Source organism: Polaribacter aestuariivivens (assembly GCF_005885675.1).
Lineage (GTDB): Bacteria > Bacteroidota > Bacteroidia > Flavobacteriales > Flavobacteriaceae > Polaribacter > Polaribacter aestuariivivens.
On record NZ_VANR01000008.1, the window covers coordinates 25,847 to 45,263 of the forward strand.

General features: G+C 28.4%; 18 protein-coding genes and 1 pseudogene. 4 read left to right on the plus strand and 15 right to left on the minus strand.

The annotated features are described in order from the left end of the window. Window positions 1–72 precede the first annotated feature (72 nt). The 11 genes from porD to FDT66_RS13430 form a co-directional block, all read right to left on the minus strand. On the minus strand, window positions 73–963 hold the full coding sequence (gene porD, locus FDT66_RS13380; protein ID WP_138537393.1) for a type IX secretion system protein PorD: 891 nt from the start codon (window positions 961–963) through the stop codon (window positions 73–75). Between the two features lie 6 nt (window positions 964–969). Then, entirely contained in the window at window positions 970–2,178 is a 1,209-nt protein-coding gene (gene coaBC / locus FDT66_RS13385; RefSeq protein WP_138537395.1) for a bifunctional phosphopantothenoylcysteine decarboxylase/phosphopantothenate--cysteine ligase CoaBC, read from the minus strand. After that, window positions 2,178–2,498 carry a DNA-directed RNA polymerase subunit omega gene (locus FDT66_RS13390; RefSeq protein WP_138537397.1) on the minus strand — a complete coding sequence of 107 codons (321 nt, stop codon included), beginning with the start codon at window positions 2,496–2,498 and terminating at the stop codon, window positions 2,178–2,180. Before FDT66_RS13390 ends, coaBC begins: the two co-directional genes overlap by 1 nt. A 10-nt stretch (window positions 2,499–2,508) precedes the next feature. Next, window positions 2,509–3,369, minus strand: coding sequence for an outer membrane protein assembly factor BamD (locus FDT66_RS13395; RefSeq protein ID WP_138537399.1), 861 nt, complete (start codon window positions 3,367–3,369; stop codon window positions 2,509–2,511). A gap of 234 nt (window positions 3,370–3,603) precedes the next feature. Further along, a complete protein-coding gene (locus FDT66_RS13400; RefSeq protein ID WP_138537401.1) occupies window positions 3,604–4,119 on the minus strand; it encodes a ferritin in 516 nt (171 codons plus the stop codon). Between the two features lie 86 nt (window positions 4,120–4,205). Beyond that, a complete protein-coding gene (dapA, locus tag FDT66_RS13405) occupies window positions 4,206–5,081 on the minus strand; it encodes a 4-hydroxy-tetrahydrodipicolinate synthase (protein ID WP_138537584.1) in 876 nt (291 codons plus the stop codon). A 105-nt stretch (window positions 5,082–5,186) separates the two neighbouring features. Next, complete coding sequence (locus tag FDT66_RS13410) at window positions 5,187–5,702, minus strand: DUF6913 domain-containing protein (protein WP_138537403.1); 516 nt, start codon at window positions 5,700–5,702, stop codon at window positions 5,187–5,189. Window positions 5,703–5,738: 36 nt separating this feature from the next. Further along, window positions 5,739–6,830: an esterase-like activity of phytase family protein gene (locus FDT66_RS13415; RefSeq protein ID WP_138537405.1), complete on the minus strand. Its 1,092-nt coding sequence runs from the start codon at window positions 6,828–6,830 to the stop codon at window positions 5,739–5,741. Between the two features lie 202 nt (window positions 6,831–7,032). Then, window positions 7,033–10,689 carry an ABC transporter permease/M1 family aminopeptidase gene (locus FDT66_RS13420; RefSeq protein ID WP_138537407.1) on the minus strand — a complete coding sequence of 1,219 codons (3,657 nt, stop codon included), beginning with the start codon at window positions 10,687–10,689 and terminating at the stop codon, window positions 7,033–7,035. 83 nt (window positions 10,690–10,772) lie between these two features. Beyond that, window positions 10,773–11,663, minus strand: a complete 891-nt coding sequence (locus tag FDT66_RS13425; protein WP_138537409.1) for an ABC transporter ATP-binding protein — start codon at window positions 11,661–11,663, stop codon at window positions 10,773–10,775. Between the two features lie 10 nt (window positions 11,664–11,673). Further along, window positions 11,674–12,093, minus strand: coding sequence for a hypothetical protein (locus FDT66_RS13430; RefSeq protein ID WP_138537411.1), 420 nt, complete (start codon window positions 12,091–12,093; stop codon window positions 11,674–11,676). A 146-nt stretch (window positions 12,094–12,239) separates the two neighbouring features. Here FDT66_RS13430 and FDT66_RS13435 point away from each other — a divergent pair, with 146 nt between their 5' ends. Genes FDT66_RS13435 through FDT66_RS13445 form a run of 3 tightly spaced genes read left to right on the plus strand, consistent with a single transcriptional unit; the run spans window position 12,240 to window position 15,089 of the window. After that, entirely contained in the window at window positions 12,240–13,328 is a 1,089-nt protein-coding gene (locus FDT66_RS13435) for a M42 family metallopeptidase (protein WP_138537413.1), read from the plus strand. A 20-nt stretch (window positions 13,329–13,348) separates the two neighbouring features. Next, complete coding sequence (locus tag FDT66_RS13440) at window positions 13,349–14,545, plus strand: aminotransferase class V-fold PLP-dependent enzyme (RefSeq protein WP_246034881.1); 1,197 nt, start codon at window positions 13,349–13,351, stop codon at window positions 14,543–14,545. 1 nt (window position 14,546) lies between these two features. Then, the gene (locus FDT66_RS13445) at window positions 14,547–15,089 is read left to right on the plus strand and encodes an NUDIX hydrolase (protein WP_138537415.1); all 543 of its coding nucleotides are present in this window, start codon (window positions 14,547–14,549) and stop codon (window positions 15,087–15,089) included. 70 nt (window positions 15,090–15,159) lie between these two features. Here FDT66_RS13445 and FDT66_RS13450 read toward each other — a convergent pair whose 3' ends face one another. The 4 genes and pseudogenes from FDT66_RS13450 to FDT66_RS13465 all read right to left on the minus strand — a co-directional run bounded on the left by FDT66_RS13450 (window position 15,160) and on the right by FDT66_RS13465 (window position 18,506). After that, on the minus strand, window positions 15,160–15,924 hold the full coding sequence (locus FDT66_RS13450) for a DUF6503 family protein (protein ID WP_138537417.1): 765 nt from the start codon (window positions 15,922–15,924) through the stop codon (window positions 15,160–15,162). Window positions 15,925–16,016: 92 nt separating this feature from the next. Continuing rightward, the gene (locus tag FDT66_RS13455) at window positions 16,017–17,783 is read right to left on the minus strand and encodes an ABC transporter ATP-binding protein (RefSeq protein ID WP_138537419.1); all 1,767 of its coding nucleotides are present in this window, start codon (window positions 17,781–17,783) and stop codon (window positions 16,017–16,019) included. 150 nt (window positions 17,784–17,933) lie between these two features. After that, window positions 17,934–18,170 (minus strand): annotated as a pseudogene (locus FDT66_RS13460) (cation acetate symporter); the annotation flags it as partial. A 120-nt stretch (window positions 18,171–18,290) separates the two neighbouring features. Then, entirely contained in the window at window positions 18,291–18,506 is a 216-nt protein-coding gene (locus tag FDT66_RS13465) for a DUF4212 domain-containing protein (protein ID WP_138537421.1), read from the minus strand. Between the two features lie 133 nt (window positions 18,507–18,639). Here FDT66_RS13465 and FDT66_RS13470 point away from each other — a divergent pair, with 133 nt between their 5' ends. Further along, a complete protein-coding gene (locus FDT66_RS13470) occupies window positions 18,640–19,407 on the plus strand; it encodes a sulfite exporter TauE/SafE family protein (RefSeq protein ID WP_246034883.1) in 768 nt (255 codons plus the stop codon). The last annotated feature ends 10 nt before the right edge of the window (window positions 19,408–19,417 follow it).

A 19,417-nucleotide genomic window follows, 5' to 3' on the forward strand; every position in this document is an offset into this window, starting at 1 on the left:
AATTAAAACATAAAAGTAATTAATTTAACTGAAAAAAAGTGAGAAAATTGATATGGAATTTTAAGAATTCGCTTAATCTATTTTTCTCCATTTAGGATTGTTGTTCGGAGAAATTTTTCTAAGAACTTGAACTAACTGATTTTTTCTATTGGTAGTTGGACCATCAGAATAAATACGAACCAATTCATCTGATTTTGCATCAAAAAACAAACGTATTAAGTAGTTTCCAATAGATTTATTGTAGAGTGTTTCTAAACCAATTACACTATCTTCAACACTTTGTTTGGCTGCTTTTTTGTTGGCAACAAATACATCTAAGCCTTTTAAATGATAGTTGTAAAGCGAGTTTCTAAAAGCTTTTAATTTTGGTGATAATAAATTATCTATTAATAAAAAACGATTTTGTTTACCTACAACATTTTGCCACGAAGCCAAACCACTTTGTTGTGCTTGTAACATTACATTTTGTGCTTCTTTTAAACTAGTTTCACCTCCATATAACGAGAAAGTATCTGCATCTGCACCAAGAATTATGTTTACGTAAAAAACAATTGTAGATATTAAGTTGCTATCAAAAGAATTTCTGTTGTAAATTAAAGGATCAAATTCATTGTATTTAAATGAAAAATCATTGTCTTTTATATTCAATACAGGTGATGCATAACTAGAGTTGTAAACAGGTCTTGTAGATTGTACTTGTAAGGTTGCCGTAAAGTTATTATTGTCTCTAGACGTAATAATCATTGTTATGGCACAATCAATACGTTCTTCTGGTTTTACGGTTTTATTAGTCCACTTTGTTTGATTAATATATTCGTTTAAAGCATTTTGTAAGGTTGTAAAAACTTGCTTATTTGAACCTGCAATTTGATCGGAATTTACAGTTACTAAACAGTTTAATTCTTGAGCTTTAAAACTTAGAATTGAAAATAATAAAATAAAAAATGTTACTATTTTTTTCATAAAAAATTAAGAAATTCTTTTAACTATTTCGTTCATAATATCTTCTGCAACAGCTGTTTTAGACTTTAATTCAAAAGATTTTTCGTTTAAACCTTTATCAATGATAGTAATTTTATTTGTATCTGTTGCAAAACCTGCACCTTTATCTTGCAAAGAATTCAATACGATTGCGTCTAAATTCTTTTTTGTTAACTTTGATTTTGCATTTTCTAATTCATTATTAGTTTCTAAAGCAAAACCAACCAAAAATTGATGTTTTTTTATGGCTCCTAATGAGGCTAAAATATCTTTTGTTGGTGTTAGCTGAATCTCTAACGAACTATCTTTCTTTTTTATTTTCTGAGTTGCAATATTTTTTGGTTTATAGTCTGCTACTGCAGCAGAAAGTATCGCAATATCTACTTCTCCAAAATATTTATGTGACGCTTTATACATTTCTTCAGCTGATACAACATTAATTCTATGTACTAAACTATGTTTTATATGCTGATTGCTTGGTCCTGAAACTAAAAAAACTTCTGCTCCTAAATTTGCAGCTGCTTTTGCAATTGCAAACCCCATTTTACCTGAAGAATGATTTCCTATGAAACGTACAGGGTCTATTGCTTCATAAGTTGGTCCTGCAGTTAATAAAAGTTTTTTACCTTTTAAGGGTAATTTCGATTCGATATCACTTTGTATGAATGAAACAATATCCTCTGGTTCTGCCATTCTACCTTCACCAATTAAACCACTAGCCAATTCACCAGATGTAGCTGGAATAATAATGTTACCAAAGTCTTTTAATTTTTCTAAACTTTGTTTTGTTGAAGGATGTTTGTACATATCTAAATCCATTGCTGGAGCAAAATACACAGGACATTTTGCAGATAAATAGGTTGCTAACAATAGGTTCTCGCAAGTTCCATTTGCCATTTTAGACAAAGTGTTTGCTGTTGCTGGAGCGATTAACATATAATCTGCCCAAAGACCTAAATCTACATGGTTGTTCCATAATTCATTTTCATCTTCTTTATTATAAAATGTAGAATGAACAGGATTTTTAGATAATGTGGAAAGTGTGAGAGGTGTTATAAAATCTTTAGACGCAGACGTCATAACAACTTTGACCTCTGCGTCTAATTTTATAAATAAACGAACTAAACTAGCCGTTTTATAAGCAGCAATTCCTCCTGAAATACCTAGAAGTATTTTTTTACCACTTAAAACAGACATTATTCTGTTTCTGGAGTTCTGTGGTAAATTTTATCATTTAACCATTCTTCTACAGCAATTGCTGTAGGTTTTGGCAATCTTTCGTAAAATTTAGAAACTTCTATTTGCTCTTTGTTTTCAAAAACTTCTTCTAAACTATCGTTATAAGTTGCAAATTCTTCTAATTTTTCTACCAATTCTTTTTTCAAGTCAGAGTTTATTTGTTCTGCTCTTTTTGCAATTATTGAAATTGCTTCGTAAATGTTTTCAGTTGGTTCCTGAAGTTCATTTTTATCGTAAGTAATTGTTGTAGATGCTGCTTTGGTATCTTTATAATCCATAATTAAATTATTATTTCTTTTGTATGTCTTCTATTTGTTTTTGTCTTGCAATAAGAGTTTCAACTTTTTGCTGTTCTTCTTGCAATGTTTCCATCATTTTTTGAGTTTCCTCTAAATATGTAGATTTTGGAAAGTTTCTTACTAGCTTTCCATGTGCTTCTTTTGCGTCTTTAATACGATCTAGTTTTCTTCTAGTCGTACTTTTTAAAACAAAATCGTGTGCTGCTTTAAAACGATAATATAGCGCTTCTTCTTTAAAAGAACTTCCTAAAAAATCTTCCAATAAATTGTCAAACGCCTGAATTGCCGCTTTGTAATTTCTTAAATCGTAATCTGCAGTTGTATAATACGTTTTTGCAATTTCGAAATATTTTTTTTCTAATTTGTAGCGTAACTCTTTATAATGCTTGTTTGCTTCTTCAATTTTATCAGATTCTGGATAAGTATTTATAAAACTTTGAAAAGACTCTAAAGCTTTATTGGTATCTGTAGGATCTAAACTAAAACGTGGTGAAGCCAATTTATAGCTGTATGCTGATAAAAAAGCAGCTTCTTCTTTTTTAGAACTAGAAGGATAATTATTTGTAAATCGATTAAAATAATAACCTGCCAATGTGTAACTTTTTTCGTTAAAGTTAGATTGTGCAATCATGAAAGAAATACGTTCCATTTGAGGTTTACCTCTGTAAACTGGTGTTATTTTTTCAAACAAACGTAATGCTTTACCGTATTTTTGACTTTCGTACATTTTTACGGCCATTTTATACTGCTCTTCTGCAGTACCTTTATTTAATACTTTTTGATATTCACCACATGAAAACAGTAGTAAACTAAGTACAAATAAACACGCTAAATTTTTAATTTTTTGCATCGGGCAAAATTAGTGATTAATTATGGATTATAAAAGAAATAATTTAAACGGAAAAAAACTTTTTTTAATCTTAAAAAGTAATAAATATCAGCAAATTACATGATGATTTACTTTTTTAGGATTTTTAAATAAAGTATAATTATTAAACAGTTCTTTTTACAATAAATTGTATCGTACAATTATCCGCAAAAAAAAATATAAAAATGTAGAATAGATACTAAAAGTTTGTTAATATTATGGCGCTGTTTGTGTTGGAGGCACTGTTATTAAAGACTTTATATCATTATCAAATAAATAAAACCCTCCTTTATCATCGCCAATTAGTTTTATTTTATCCAAAATGTTTCTAGCCAAAGCTTCTTCTTCTATTTGTTCAGAAACATACCATTGCAAGAAATTATGAGTCGCATAATCTTTTTCTTGAAGGCAAATATCAACCAAATCGTTTATTGATGCAGACACCATAACTTCGTGATTAAAAAGTTCTTGAAACATTTCTTTAAAAGAGCCAAACTCAATTGGTGGCGCTTTTAATGCTGATATTTTTGCATGACCTCCTCTTTCATTTATAAACTTTACCAATTTTAGCATGTGCATTCTTTCTTCGTCAGAATGTGCATACATAAATTGCGCAACGCCCTCAAAACCTAAAACTTCTGCCCAAGAAGCCATTGCTAAATACACTTGTGAAGATTGAGCTTCAACCGTAATTTGTTTGTTTAATGCTTCTTCTATTTTTGGTGATAACATGTTTTTAACTTTTTAATGATACCTCAAATTTACGGATTTAAATTTCAAAAACAGCTTTAAGAATTGTAATTTTTATACTAAAATTCTTAAAAATTATTTACAAAATTTTTAATTTTATGTTGTAATTCATCACTTGCTGGTACTAAAGGCAATCTAACATTTGTGCTAGAAATATTTAATTCATTTAATACCGATTTTATGCCTGCTGGATTATTTTCAGCAAATATTAAATCGATAATTTCCATCATTTTAAAATGAATTGCATACCCTTCTTTATTTTTTCCTTCTAAACCACAATTAATCATGGTAGAAAATTGTTTTGGAAATGCTTGACCAATTACAGATATTACACCAGAACCTCCTGCTAAGGTTACTCCTAATGCTAAATCATCATCACCAGAAATTACTAAAAAGTCTTCTGGTTTGTCTCGTAACAACTCTAAGTATTGTTGTGTATTATTACCAGCTTCTTTGATACCAACAATGTTTTTAAAATCTTTTGCCAATCGAATTGTTGTTGCGGCATCCATATTTTTTGCTGTTCTTCCTGGAACATTATACAAAATAATTGGTTTTTCTGTTGCTGCTGAAATTGCTTTAAAATGTTGGTAAAAGCCTTCTTGAGTTGGTTTGCTGTAATATGGAGCAACAGATAAAATACCATCAATGTTTGTTAAATCTGTATTTTTTATGTCTTTTACAACTTCTAAAGTATTGTTTCCTCCAATTCCTAAAACCAAAGGCAAACGATTGTTGTTTGTTGTTACAATAAGCTCTATAATTTGTTGTCTTTCTTCTTTAGAAATTGTTGCACTTTCTGCAGTAGTACCGTTAATTACTAAATAATCTGTACCATTATCTATATTGTAATTTACCAATTTTTTAAGCGCTTCAAAATCTACACTTAAATCGTTTTTAAAAGGGGTGATTAAAGCAACTCCTGTTCCAATAAACTTTTGCATCATTTTTATTTTTAGAAGTACAAAATTACGCTTTTAAGATTGATATTTTTATACTTTTATAAATTCTTAGAAAGAATAAACAACTTTATAATTAAAGTTTAAAATTTATAATTTTTTAATAATTTGAAGATACTTTTTTAACTCTGTAGCAAATTCATTTGTTTTAGCAACGTCTTCAGAAATTTCTATTTCGTATAAATTAGAATTTACATTTGAAAAACCAACTTTAAATGATGCTTTTGATTGTAGGACTGCACTTTCTAAATACAAATTTGGTTGATGAAAATAACCTATTAATAAATCGAAAGGTTGCTCTAAGAAACTCTGAAAATTTTCTTGAATAAACTCACCTTTCCACCCAATATCATTTTCCGAGAAATGTTTGTAAGAAAACTCATTGAGTTTATTAAACTTTCTAAAACTATATATTTTTGCATTTCTTACGCCTAATGTGTTTTCTATAATTGATAAAACAGCTGTTTTAGATTGAATTTCATCTGTAGTTAAAATACCTACAGATTGTATTTTCTTTTGAGAAATTACTTTATTTTCTAAAGATTTTTGTAAAGTTTTTTGAAACTTTTTCTGTAAAATAGTGTGTTTTAACTTTGTAAACTTCATTAGGAAATATAAATTGTAAACATGTAAAAATAAACATTATTTATTGGTAATTTCTAACAAAATAAATTGATTTAATTGTTTACCATACACTTGAAAATTATCATCAGATACTAAAATTAAACTTTTATTACCATTGGCAAGTTTTGGTCCGAAAGTGATTCCTTCAATATTATCTATAATTCCATCAGTTAATTCATTTTTAACATCTTCAAAATTGAATAAAAGCTGTTTTTTTAAAGGGATGTAGTTTGTGTTTATTAGAGAATCTATAGCTAATATATTTGATGAATTTTCTTGCACTTGAGCATCAAAAATTCGAATGATATTTCCATAACTTCCATAACCATTTTGATAAGTTCTTTCAACAATAAAAAATTTATTTTTCTCGTATTCTAAAATGGCTGTTACTCCATTTAAATTAATATTTCCTTTTGCAGGTTTTGTTATTTTTTCTAACTGATATGCGAACTGTTTGGTTGCATTTTGTGTTTTATTATCAAAGTACGTTATTCTTATTGGCGAATTTGTTTCTGCAAATGTTGGCTCTACTCCATCTGATTTTAAAACACCTTCCATAGCAACCCAAAAACCTGTATTGTTGTAACTTTTTGAAGAAGCTTCAAAAGTTGCGTTATGTTTCATGTTTTGCTCGTTGCGTAATGTTTTTGGTTGTAGGTATTTTTTTAAAAAACTACCTTTTAAATTGGTACTAAAAACAAATGGTGGTTTTTTATAATTTACAGAACCTTCACTCACAAAGTTGATTTCATTTGTAGTTTCATCAACAAAAATAGATTCTAAATCTAAATAATTATTTTGATAAAAAGTGTTTGTACTATCTTTTAAATCAATAACGTCTTCTAGTATTATTGTGTCTATTTTAGAATTTTCAAGATTTATTTTTGCTTTTAAGTATCTGGGATTTTTGGCATCATCAATTACAAAGTAATAATGATTATTGGCGTAATCTACTCCAGACAAACCTCCTATGAATGTGTTTTTGAACTCCATAGAATCTTGTAAAACGAATTCATCTAAAAAATGTAACGTTGCTTTTTTTTCATTTTTACAAGACTGCAAAAAACAGATACACAGTATAAAAAGTAAATTTTTATTAATTAGTTTCATTTTTTAACATTTTTTTTATATAATTGCAAAGAGTTTTGGTTTTAACATCATCAAAATTCAATTAACCCCTAAAACTCGGTAAATAATTTTTAGTGTTTTTTTTGCCCCTAACAAATTAATCACAATTATATAAAAACATTTACCCCTATCTGAAAAAGCAACTATTTACGTAGTTGCTTTTTTTGTTTTTTGAAGTTTTGTTTTATAGCTTTCTTCTATTATCATCAGATTTTGTGTCAATTAATTTATTGTAAGGATCTATACCAACTTCTGTAGGTTTCTCGTTAACAATTAACGTGATTTTATTATGAATTTGCGTTATTTTGTGCTTTTTAAAATAGAGTTGTTTTTCTTTCTTTTTCCCATCAATTTCTTCTTCTGAAAAAACACCAACATCAATATAATCTGCTAAAGGAACTGAGTAAATTGGGGTTGTTTTATCTTTTGGTGTATACATTAAGCTGTCACCAACTTTTTCGCCATAATACTTTTTCCCTTTTTCATCATTTCTATATTTAGACACTTCAAATTCAATATCTACTTGATATTTTCCATTTTCTAATTTGGTTGAAGTTACATCTACTACTCTATTTTTATAGAGTGTAATAGTTTCAAACATGTCTTTTAAAACATATTTTAAAGAATCTGGTGTTACTTGATTAATGTAGCTTAACATTTCAATAGAAGTTGTGTAAGGTGGTTCTTGAAATTTAACTTTTTCTACATATTTTTTTAGAGCACCATTTAATTTTTCTTCTCCAATATAATCACTTAAAGCGTAAAATACCATTGAGCCTTTTTGGTAATGTATGTAACCTTGCCCATCATTATACATTAAAGGTTTTTCTCTTTTGGTTTCAAAAGTTCTTTGAATTAAATAACCATCTAAAGCATCTTTTAAAAATTTACGCATTTTGTTTTTTCCATGTTGATGTTCTAAAACTTTTAATGATACGTATTCAGACATGCTTTCAGATAACATGGTTGCACCTAAAACATCTGCTCCAATTACTTGATGCGCCCACCATTGATGCGCCACTTCGTGAACTGTAATTGCAAAAGGATAATCTACACCATCTTCATTTTCATCATCTACATCTGCAATAAAGCCTAAACCTTCAGAAAAAGGAATTGTGTTTGGAAATGATTGTGCGAAACCACCTCCAGTTCTTGGAAACTCAATAATTCTTGCTTGTTTGTGCTGATAAGGACTAAAATTTTTAGCGTTGTAAGCTAAAGATGCTTTCATTCCCTTCATCATTCTATCTAAATTATATGTATGTGGTTTGTGGTAATAAATTTCTAAACTTATGCCATTCCAAAGTTCTTTTTTAACTTCATATCTGGCTGAGTTGAAGGCATAAAAGTTTAATATTTTACTATCCATTTTATAATGGAAATATTTTCTGTCATTTTCTATCCATTCTTTTTGTAAATAACCAGGTGCAATTGCAATTTGATCTTTTGAGGTTGAAACAGTTGCCTCAAAATCTATCCAATCTGAATCTTTAGAAATATAGGTATTGCCTAATGCTGTAGAATCTGTAGGATGTGGACGCAAGTTATTTGGTGGTAAATCATATTTTTTTCTTGTTTTATTATCTCTTAATTCTCCTCCAGACGCATACCCTAAAGATGGGAATATGGCAAAGTTATTTATAAAAGTTCCGTTTTCAATTACAGGCGATTTCTGTTGAAACATGGTATTTTCTTTACTTTTAACAGTAATTTTTAGTTGTAAAGAATCTCCAGGTTGTATTTTATTTTCAAAGTGATAAATATCGAAATGAAAAACTGTATCTTCTAACACCAAATTATTTGGTTTATTAAACTCAAAAGTGCTTTCTAATGCATTGTGATTTAAGAAAATACTATCTATTGCCTTATTCGTTTTATTAACCATTGTAAAAACTGCTGAAGCATCAAAGGTTTTTTTCTTCGGAAAAATATTCATGTTTGCATTTACTGCTACAATTCTTGGTTGCTTATAGTTTTCGTATTTTTTGTAAGTTTTTTCCCACTTTACAGCATTTAATTCTGCTTGTTTGGATGCACTATTTTTATTTTTAGATTTTGTTTCTTGAAAGATGGTAAATCCTAATCCTACAAATGCAATTAAAAGTGTGAAAAATGCAATTTTTTGAGGTGCTTTAAAACGTTGTTTTGCAATGTAAATTCTTTCTGCAAAAGAGTTTGGTAAACCTCTAACCCACATTAAAATACTTAATACTAAAAGTAAAGATCCTCCTAAAATCCAATACAGTTTATACCATAAATATCTTGATAAATCTGAACCATAACCATTCATATCAGAATAACTAAAACCAGGTCCTTCATTATATTTAAAAATAGATAGTTCTATACCAATTAATGATAAAAAAGGAGTTCCAATCGCAATTATCAATAGTATAAAAAAACCTAAATATTGATTTTTAACTAAAGTTTGAATAAATATTGATAAAAGTGCCCAAACTACATAATTTAAAAATTTAAGTCCAAACAATTCTTTTATATAATGCCCGATTTCAAAATCATAATAGCCATTATACGCTTGAAACAACATTCCAGAAACCATAATTACCGCCAATAAAACCAATTGCATTTTTAGTAATGCAATTAATTTAGAAAATAGCAATGCCCAATTCGGAATTGGTGTACTATCAACCAAATGACTAATTCTTGCAGTTCTTGCTCTTTGCACTAACATACCTGCGTATAAAAAAGTACATACATTTATAACTAAAAGACTAAAAATATTTCCTCCTCTTAACATTTGCCATGTTACAGGTAATGTTTCTGTTCCAAAAATTTTACCAACTGTAAATAAAGTTCCTATTAATAATAAAATACCAACAATTAAAATACAAATGAATGGTAAGCTTTTAAAAATGTATTTAAAATCAATATTAGAAAGTTTCCACAATGTTTTTAAATTCTGTACAAAAGAGTAATTATGAGATACTTTTGGTAGAATAATTTTGGTTACTCCACTAAAGTTGGTTTTTACAACTCTTTCTCCTTTTGCTTTTCTAAAAGAAATAGCAAGCGCATTTTGACTGAATTTAAAGTACTTATATACCAAACCAAAAACCAAACTAGAAATTGCAAGCCACAATAGTCTATTATAAATGATTAGCTCTTTAATTGGAATTTGTAATTCGTTTTGCTCGGAAACTGTCCAATATTGAGTGTAATTATCTAATGCAGAAAATCCAAAAGGATCTAAAATAGCTAAAATTGTTTTTTGCTCTGGTTCAGAAAAAATACTGCCAATTGCCCCCTGAAAAAATAATAATATGATTACAGTAATAAAACCTGCTGCAATATTTCTAGAAAAGGTTACTACCGCAAAAACTACAGCTCCAAAAAACAATACGTTAGGCAAAATAAAAACCAAATAAGATTTTGCATAAGTCATTAAATTTAAACTTCCTACAATTTCTGGGTTGGTTCCTGGAAACCTAAAACCTATTATTAAACCCAAAGCTATCATTAGAACAATTGTTGAAACAATTACAATACCACTAAAAAACTTGGCAAATAAGTAATTTGTTTTAGTAAATGGATAAGAAAATAAAATGGTATGCATTTCACTTTTAAAATCTCTGTAAATAGAAACTCCAATGATAGATGGAAATAAAAAGAAAATGAAAATAGTTAAAATATTGAATAAACCTGTAATTTGTATGGGTGAATTTACAATTCTTGAAGAACCTGTTGTTCCTGTAATACCATCCCAAATACCAGCATTTGAAGCAGCTATAAAAAAAGCTAAGAGTAAAAAAATTATAGCGTATATGTAAAAAACGGGCTTTTGAAACCAGTATTTTAATTCTTGTTTAAATATTGTTGAAAACATAATAAAAAAGTTTTGAGTGTTTAATTTTAAGTGATTTGATTATTGAGTTTGATTTTTAAAATTAAACTCATAATTAAAAACTCTTAACTTGTTAATAAAGGTTCATCTTGTTTTAGAGCAATAAAATAAACATCATCCAATTGTGGTTTTGAAGCTGTAAAATCTTCTGATGGTTTTGTTTCTGAATATACTCTAATATTTAACGTATTGTCTGGGTTAAAGTTTCTAGACAATACATTATACATTTTTATATTTTCTTCCAAATCGTCTTTTTGAATAATTTTCGTCCAAATTTTACCCTCTATTTCTTGAGTTGCATTTTGTGGAGTTGTATGTTTTAAAATTTTACCTCCGTTTAAAATTGCCATTTCATTACACAACTCTTTTACATCTTCTACAATATGTGTAGAAAAAATTACAGTACAATTAGTACCTACTTCACGTAAAACATTTAAAAAACGATGTCTTTCTGCAGGATCTAAACCTGCAGTTGGTTCATCTACAATAATTAGTTTCGGATTGTTTAATAACAATTGCGCAATTCCAAAACGTTGTTTCATTCCTCCAGAATAACCTGCTACATTTTTATGTCTAACATCATACAAATTGGTAATTTCCAAAACCTCTTTTATAATTGCCTTTCTTTCTATTTTGTTTGCGATACCTTTTAAAGTTGCAAAATAATCTAACAAATCTTCTGCTGACATTTTTGGATATACACCAAAAGATTGTGGCAAATACCCCAAAACTTTTCTTAAAGACATATTATCTTCCAAAACATTAATATCACCAAATATAATTTCGCCAGAATCTGGACTTTGTAAGGTAGCAATGGTTCGCATTAAAGATGATTTTCCAGCACCATTAGGTCCTAATAAACCAAACATACCAATACCAATTTCTAAATCTAAATTATCTAATGCTTTTACTCCGTTTTTGTATGTTTTTGTTAAATTTTTAATAATTAGCTTCATGGTTTGGTTTTTATAGTTCTAATTTTATTTTTTTCTTGGTAATTGTAGTTAGCACTCCTTTTTCGTCTTCATTTTCAAAGGTTATCACCACAAAATCAAATTTTTCTAAGTTCAATAAATTTTTAACTGTTAATTTTCTTATAAATCTAGCATTTCTTATTAAAACACTATCACTACTCTCTTCTAACATCTCGTCAACACCAAGAAAAGTTAAGTTCACACCTTTCTCACTCACTGTGTTACTACTTCCTTTTTCATAAGTTCCTAAAGTTAATTTTTCAAAATTAAACTCTTTAGCAATTAAGTTTTCAAAACCTTTTTTACCTATTTTAAAATCAGGAAAATTATTTGATGAACGTTTAAAACTTGTTGTACAATTTGATAATACCATAAACAAAAAACACACAAATACTATTTTTAAATACTTCATATACTATTTATAATTTTAAACTTTTTAGTAAGTAGTTCACTTGTTAATATTGTTACAATTTTATGATGTAATTTACGAAATCTTAGAAAATTCGTTTTATTTTTACAAGTAACAAAGAAAACACAATATTTATAAACTTATATAGAATGGCAAAAAAATCGATATTAAATAAAAAATCTTTAGACTTTTTAGAAAAATATTTAAATAATGCAGCACCAACAGGTTATGAATGGGAAGGTCAAAAAATTTGGATGGACTATTTAAAGCCTTATGTAGATGAATTTATTACAGATACTTATGGCTCTGCAGTTGGTGTTATCAATCCAAAAGCAAAATACAAAGTAGTTATTGAAGGTCATGCAGATGAAATTTCTTGGTATGTAAATTATATTTCGGATAATGGCTTGATTTACGTGATTAGAAATGGAGGTTCAGATCATCAAATTGCACCCAGTAAAATTGTAGATATTCATACCAAAAAAGGAATTGTAAAAGGTGTTTTTGGTTGGCCAGCAATTCATACCAGAGATAAATCTAAAGAAGAAGCTCCAAAACCAGATAATATTTTTATTGATACAGGTTGTGCCACCAAAAAAGAAGTTGAAGCATTAGGAATTCATGTGGGTTGTGTCATTACTTATCCAGACACATTTCACATTTTAAATGGAGATAAATTTGTTTGTCGTGCTTTAGATAATAGAATGGGTGGTTTTATGATTGCAGAAGTGGCTCGTTTACTAAAAGAAAACAAAAAAACATTGCCTTTTGGTTTGTACATTACCAATTCTGTACAAGAAGAAATTGGTTTAAAAGGTGCAGAAATGATTACTGAAAGAATAAAACCAAATGTTGCCATTGTTACAGATGTTACGCATGACACTACTACTCCAATGATTGAAGTAAAAAAATCTGGACATTTAGAAATTGGTAAAGGTCCTGTTGTGGCATATGCGCCAGCAGTTCAGCAAAAATTACGTGATTTAATTACAGAAACTGCAGAAGAAAAAAACATTCCGTTTCAACGTTCTGCATTATCTAGAGCAACAGGAACAGATACAGATGCATTTGCTTACAGTAATGGTGGTGTTGCTTCTGCATTAATTTCTTTGCCTTTGCGTTACATGCATACTACAGTAGAAATGGTGCATAGAGATGATGTAGAAAACGTTATAAAAATGATTTACGAAACCTTATTAAAATTAAAAGACGGAGAAACGTTTTCTTATTTTGAATAGAAAATAAAATATTACATTTAATGCGCACAATAATTTGTGCGCATTTTTATTTTACTAATATGATTTTACCAAACCAAAAACATCTTTTTAGTCTTCCAGAAGGAATAACGTATTTGAATATTGCAGCTCAATCTCCATCAATGAAAGCTGTTGAAAAAGCAGGAATTGATGGCGTTTTAGAAAAAAGTCATCCTTATAAAATTGTTGGAAATTCTTATTTTGAACCTGTAAAAGAGGTAAAAAAACTCTTTGCAGAATTAATTGATGTTGATGATTATAACAGAATTGCAAACATACCTTCTGCTTCTTATGGTTTGGCAACTGTAGCCAATAACATCACATTACAAAAAGATGATGAAATTATGTTGGTAGAAAGTCAGTTTCCCAGCAATTATTACGTTTGGGAAAAATTAGCAACAAAATATGATGCGAAACTAACCATCGTTTCGATGCCAAAAAGCACTAAAAATCGAGGCAAAAATTGGAATGAAGCAATTTTGAATTCAATTTCTGATAAAACTGCTGTTGTAGCTTTAGGAAATATTCATTGGGCAAATGGAACGTTGTTTGACTTAAAATCGATTAGAAAAAAAACGACAGAAAATAATGCTTTACTAATTATTGATGGGAGTCAATCAATAGGAGCTGTTCCATTTTCCGTAAAAGAAATACAACCAGATGCTTTAGTTTGCGCTGGTTACAAATGGCTTTTTGGACCTTATGGTTGTGGTTATGCCTATTTTGGTAAATATTTTGATAATGGAATTCCGTTAGAAGAAAATTGGTCTAATCGTTTACATAGCGAAAACATGACTGGTTTAACTGCTTATCAACCTAAATACAAACCTTTGGCAAACAGATATTCTGTTGGAGAACATGCTAGTTTTATTCATATAAAAATGCAAATTAAAGCACTTAAACAGGTTTTAATTTGGACGCCAAAAGCAATTCAAAACTATTGTAAAGAAATTACTGCTGATGCTGTTTTAAAATTGAAAGAATTGGGTTGTTTTATAGAAGATGATAATTACAGAACCCATCATTTATTTGGTGTGGAACTTCCGAAAGAACTAAACATAGACGAACTAAAATCGAAACTGAAAGCAGCAAAAATCTTTGTTTCTTTTCGAGGAAATTACATTCGTCTTTCTTGTCATTTATACAACACTAAAGAAGATTTTGAGAAATTGATGAATTGTATTGCAGCTTGTTTATAAAATGGACGAACTCATAGACATTCTTACTCCAGAAGGAAAATCAACAGGAAAAACTGCGTTAAAATCTGAAGCACATAAAAACGGTTGGTTTCATGCAACTGTTCATATTTGGCTATTTACTAAAGACGAAAAAGTTTTACTTCAAAAAAGAGCGATGACCAAAAAAGTTTTTCCTGGTTTGTGGGATATTTCTGTTGCTGGACACATAGCTGCTGGAGAAACAATTTTAGCATCAGCAAAAAGAGAAGTTTTTGAAGAAATTGGTTTGAAGTTGCAAGAAGAAGATTTTACAAAAATTGGGACAAGAATTCATCAAGTTTCACATAAAAATGGAATTATAGATAATGAATTTCATCATGTTTTTATTGCTGAACTAAAAATTCCTGTGGAGAAACTCAAAATTCAAATTGAAGAAGTTGATGCTATTCAACTCTTTGATTTATCTGTATTAACATCAACAAAAAACCTTGAAAACGTTTTGCTTCCAAGGTTTCATGATTATTATGTTACTGTTTACGATAAAATAATTGATCATTTAAAATAGTTTCCTAACTATTCAGACATCAACTACAATTTCGTGTAAAATTATTATCAGTTTTACTTTTACTGAAAACTTATTTTACTGGTTTTTCGTAAAAAGAATCTGCCAATTTACCTTCACTAACTAAAGGTAACGTAAATTCTGTTGCTGGTCTTGCAGGTTCAGTTGGATTTCCGTTTTCATCTTTTTTATACCAAGTAATTTCTTTTGGTAAAATTAACCCATTAGTGTTTTCCCAAGAATTATAGCGTATTAAATTATATTTATTGCTAGTTTCTTTTGAGTTGAAAGTAACTGTGTAAGCCAACCATTCCATTTGAAAACTTGTTGGATTGTAATAAATAATATAATTATCATCTGGAGAAGTTCCTACGTTTGCTTTGTAAGAAATTTTATATCCTGGGTAATTTTTACCTTCGAAAGTTAAATCGGCTACTTTATTATAAATAATTCCATCGTCTGCCAAAACAAAAGGCATTGCATAAAAATAGAAATATAAATTATAATAAAAAGTTAGATTTCCTTTATAAATACCTTCTTCCTCTTCATCTAACCAAACTTCTTTACCATCAAATCCTAAAGAATATTTTGGTGAATTTACAACAGTTTTTCTGGTTTGTAAATCTACAGTATGTACTTCTTCTCCTTTATTAAAAGATAAAACTTTTGATTTTCTCCAAGTGTTTATTCCTCCATGTGCTTCAAAAACTTTAGCTAAATTTTCTGGAAAATTTTCTTTTTGAACATTTTTTTCTTCTTGTTGTTGTGATTCTTTTTTTGAATCATTTTTACAAGAAATTACGGTAATTGCTAAGAATAATAAGATTATTTTTTTCATTAAAATTTGTTATAAATTGATTCTTCGAAATTTGTCGTTATTTTAAATAGTACTTTCAAAAATAAAGAAAAATTATACTAATTTTAAAAAACTTATATTTTTGATTGGTAAGTGTACAAATCGTAATATCTTCCTTTTGCTTCAATTAATTGTTCGTGTGTACCTCTTTCTACTATTTTACCAGCTTCAATTACTAAAATTTGATCTGCTTTTTTAATTGTACTCAATCTATGAGCAATCACAATGGTGGTTCTGTCTTTTACTAACTCTGATAAACTTTTTTGAATTAAAGCTTCACTTTCTGTATCTAAATTTGATGTTGCTTCGTCTAAAATAATAATTTTTGGATCTGCTAAAATGGCTCTTGCAATTGCCAATCGTTGTCTTTGTCCTCCAGATAATTTAATACCTCTTTCTCCAATTAAAGTATCTAAACCATCTTCAAATCGATCTGTAAATTCGTTAACATAAGCTACTTTTACAGCATTTAGCAATTCTTTTTCAGTGGCATTTGGTCTAGGAAATAAAATATTTTCTCTAATTGTACCTTCGAATAAAAATTCATCTTGTAACACTACTCCTAAATGTTTTCTAAAACTTGATAATTTTACTTTAGACATATCATGATTATCAATAGTAATTTTACCAGATTTTGGATTTAAAAAAGTTGCAGACAAGCCTGCAATGGTAGATTTTCCAGAACCAGAACTACCTACTAAAGCTGTTACTGAGCCAGAAGGAACTTTAAAACTAATGTTATGTAAAACTTCTTTTTCTTCTTCATAGGCAAATGAAACGTCTTTAAATACAATTTCACCTTTTGTATTGTTTAGCTCAATTGTTCTATTTTCATCATCTTCTTCTGCAGGCATATTCATTAATTCCTCTGTTCTATCTAAACCCGCTAAAGCTTCTGTTAATTGACTACCAATATTGCTCATTTGTACAATTGGAGCAACCATAAATGCTAGTAAAAAAGTAAATTGAATAAAATCTCCAAAGGTTAATGTACCCTGAATCATAAAATAACCTCCAATACCCATTACTCCTGTTGTTGCCAAACCTATCAAAAAAGTAGAAGAACTCGTCATTAAAGCAGTTGCTGTCATACTTTTTTTAACGTTTTGAAAAATATTTTCTACTCCTTTTTCAAAAATTTTGGTTTCTTGCTCTTCTGCATTAAAAGCTTTTATAACTCTTATTCCTCCTAAAGTTTCTGTTAAACGACCTTTTACTTCTGCATTAATTTTTCCTCTAGCTCTAAAAATTGGTCTTATGTATTTAAAAGATTTTAGGGCTATTAAACCAAAAATAGATAAAGGAACAAATGTAAAAACAGTCATCCAAACATTCATTTTTAATAAAATAACCAATGTTAAAATTGCTGTAAAAGAACCTCCAATTAATTGCACCAACCCTGTACCTATTAGGTTTCTTACACCTTCTACATCACTCATAATTCTGGAAACCAATGCACCAGATTTTGTATTATCAAAAAAACTGATTGGTAACGACAATACTTTTTTTTGTACTTGCGCTCTTAATTCTGATATTAAATATTGTGCTTGAATACTTAGTACTTTCGTTAGTAAAAAAGAAGTAATGGCTTGAATTAAAATTGCACCAATTACAATTAGTATTAATGTATATAGCTGATTAAAATCTTTATTAGGAACAACCTCATCTAATAAAACTTTACTTTGTAGTGGCAGTACAAAACCAGATAAACTTCTAATAATTATTAAAATTAAACCAATAAAAACAAGATTTCTTCTTGGCCAAATAATAGTTTTAAAAGCTTGTTTTAGAGTAACTTTAGGTTTGGTTTTACTTTTTTTTGATTCTTTTAAATGTTGCATCAGCTATTTTTATTAGATACTTAATGAATGACAACTTGTATGCCAATGAAAAGAAGTGTGACAAATTAGCAAAAAACACATTGAAAAAAAGACTTGTCAGGTTTTAAAAAACTAATAAGTCTGAAATAAAAATTATTATTTGTTGTGTTTTTAATGTGTAGCTTCACCTGCTCCACTTGGAATTCTAATATTTTCTACAATTTCTGTTACCTCTATGAGAGGTGCAGGTGTAAATCTAGAAACAATTATGGCTACCACAAAATTGGCAAACATTGCAACAGTACCAAAACCTTCTGGAGAAATTCCAAACCACCAATCTTTTTCTGTTCCTCCTCCAAACCAATCGAACTTAAATTTTAACATGTAAAAAAGCATAGATAAAATTCCTATATAAAGTGTAAATGTAATTCCTACTAAAATCCATGTCCAAACTTAAATACTCATGATTTAATTTTTTAGATTTTTATCAATTTCATTGTAACCAAATTCTTTATCTAATTTGTTAATCTATTTTTTATACACAAAAATGAGAATTACAAAAACATAAATAGCACCTTGTTGTGCAAACCAAAAACCAAGTTTAAAACCACCTATTTTTACTGTATTTAACTCATCAACCAATAAAATTCCGAATATAAAAGAAACTAAAAACCAAATACTTAATAATATCAATAGATATTTCAAATTTTTTTTCCAGTATTTTTTCTCTTTGATTGAATCCATAAATATTAAATATTAGTTTTATTGTTAGCAATTTAAATTAAATAGTATATTTTTATATATCTAATAACGCCTTTTTTATGCACTATTAAACAAAGGTTTACGTATTAGCAATTTTAAATATATACAACTTTTTTTGATTTTAGATACATTTTTACAATTCTGGCATATTGCAATTTTATTTTTTTTTGTTGCAATATTATACTCTTCTGTAGGTTTTGGTGGTGGCTCTAGTTACTTAGCAATTTTAGCATTAACTAGTATTGTATTTACACAAATTAGAGCCACAGCATTGTTATGTAATATTGTTGTGGTTTTAGGGAATATATTATTGTTTTATCGTCAAAATAAAATTGATTTAAAAAAAATAAGTCCACTTGTTTTGTTAAGTGTTCCAATGGCTTACTTGGGTGGATATTTAAAAATAAGTCAACAGTTTTTCTTTATTTTGTTGGGTTTTACACTACTTTTTGCAGCTATAACTATGTGGATTTCCAAAAAAATAATTGCTGATGAATTTGACGTTAAAAAAACAAGTTTTTTAAAAAATACAACTTTTGGCGGCTTTATTGGTTTTATTTCTGGAATGGTTGGAATTGGAGGAGGAATTTTTTTAGCCCCTCTTTTGCATCTAACAAATTGGGATACTCCCAAAAAAATTGCTGCAACTGCCAGTTTTTTTATTTTAGTAAACTCTGTTTCTGGATTATTAGGACAGTATTCTAATGTTGATTTTTATATTGATTGGAATTTGACATTGATTTTATTAATTGCCGTTTTTATTGGCGGGCAAATTGGTAGTAGAATTAGCAATTCTTATTTTACACCCATTCAATTAAAAAAAGCTACTGCCATATTAATAGCTTTTGTAAGTTTTCGAATTCTTTGGAAATATTTATTTTAGTTTTTAACTA

Bases quoted from the DNA above. Each gene is read 5' to 3' on its own strand.
- porD (WP_138537393.1), bottom strand. From the start codon at position 963: ATGAAAAAAATAGTAACATTTTTTATTTTATTATTTTCAATTCTAAGT.
- coaBC (WP_138537395.1), bottom strand. From the start codon at position 2,178: ATGTCTGTTTTAAGTGGTAAAAAAATACTTCTAGGTATTTCAGGAGGA.
- FDT66_RS13390 (WP_138537397.1), bottom strand. From the start codon at position 2,498: ATGGATTATAAAGATACCAAAGCAGCATCTACAACAATTACTTACGAT.
- FDT66_RS13395 (WP_138537399.1), bottom strand. From the start codon at position 3,369: ATGCAAAAAATTAAAAATTTAGCGTGTTTATTTGTACTTAGTTTACTA.
- FDT66_RS13400 (WP_138537401.1), bottom strand. From the start codon at position 4,119: ATGTTATCACCAAAAATAGAAGAAGCATTAAACAAACAAATTACGGTT.
- dapA (WP_138537584.1), bottom strand. From the start codon at position 5,081: ATGCAAAAGTTTATTGGAACAGGAGTTGCTTTAATCACCCCTTTTAAA.
- FDT66_RS13410 (WP_138537403.1), bottom strand. From the start codon at position 5,702: ATGAAGTTTACAAAGTTAAAACACACTATTTTACAGAAAAAGTTTCAA.
- FDT66_RS13415 (WP_138537405.1), bottom strand. From the start codon at position 6,830: ATGAAACTAATTAATAAAAATTTACTTTTTATACTGTGTATCTGTTTT.
- FDT66_RS13420 (WP_138537407.1), bottom strand. From the start codon at position 10,689: ATGTTTTCAACAATATTTAAACAAGAATTAAAATACTGGTTTCAAAAG.
- FDT66_RS13425 (WP_138537409.1), bottom strand. From the start codon at position 11,663: ATGAAGCTAATTATTAAAAATTTAACAAAAACATACAAAAACGGAGTA.
- FDT66_RS13430 (WP_138537411.1), bottom strand. From the start codon at position 12,093: ATGAAGTATTTAAAAATAGTATTTGTGTGTTTTTTGTTTATGGTATTA.
- FDT66_RS13435 (WP_138537413.1), top strand. From the start codon at position 12,240: ATGGCAAAAAAATCGATATTAAATAAAAAATCTTTAGACTTTTTAGAA.
- FDT66_RS13440 (WP_246034881.1), top strand. From the start codon at position 13,349: ATGCGCACAATAATTTGTGCGCATTTTTATTTTACTAATATGATTTTA.
- FDT66_RS13445 (WP_138537415.1), top strand. From the start codon at position 14,547: ATGGACGAACTCATAGACATTCTTACTCCAGAAGGAAAATCAACAGGA.
- FDT66_RS13450 (WP_138537417.1), bottom strand. From the start codon at position 15,924: ATGAAAAAAATAATCTTATTATTCTTAGCAATTACCGTAATTTCTTGT.
- FDT66_RS13455 (WP_138537419.1), bottom strand. From the start codon at position 17,783: ATGCAACATTTAAAAGAATCAAAAAAAAGTAAAACCAAACCTAAAGTT.
- FDT66_RS13465 (WP_138537421.1), bottom strand. From the start codon at position 18,506: ATGGATTCAATCAAAGAGAAAAAATACTGGAAAAAAAATTTGAAATAT.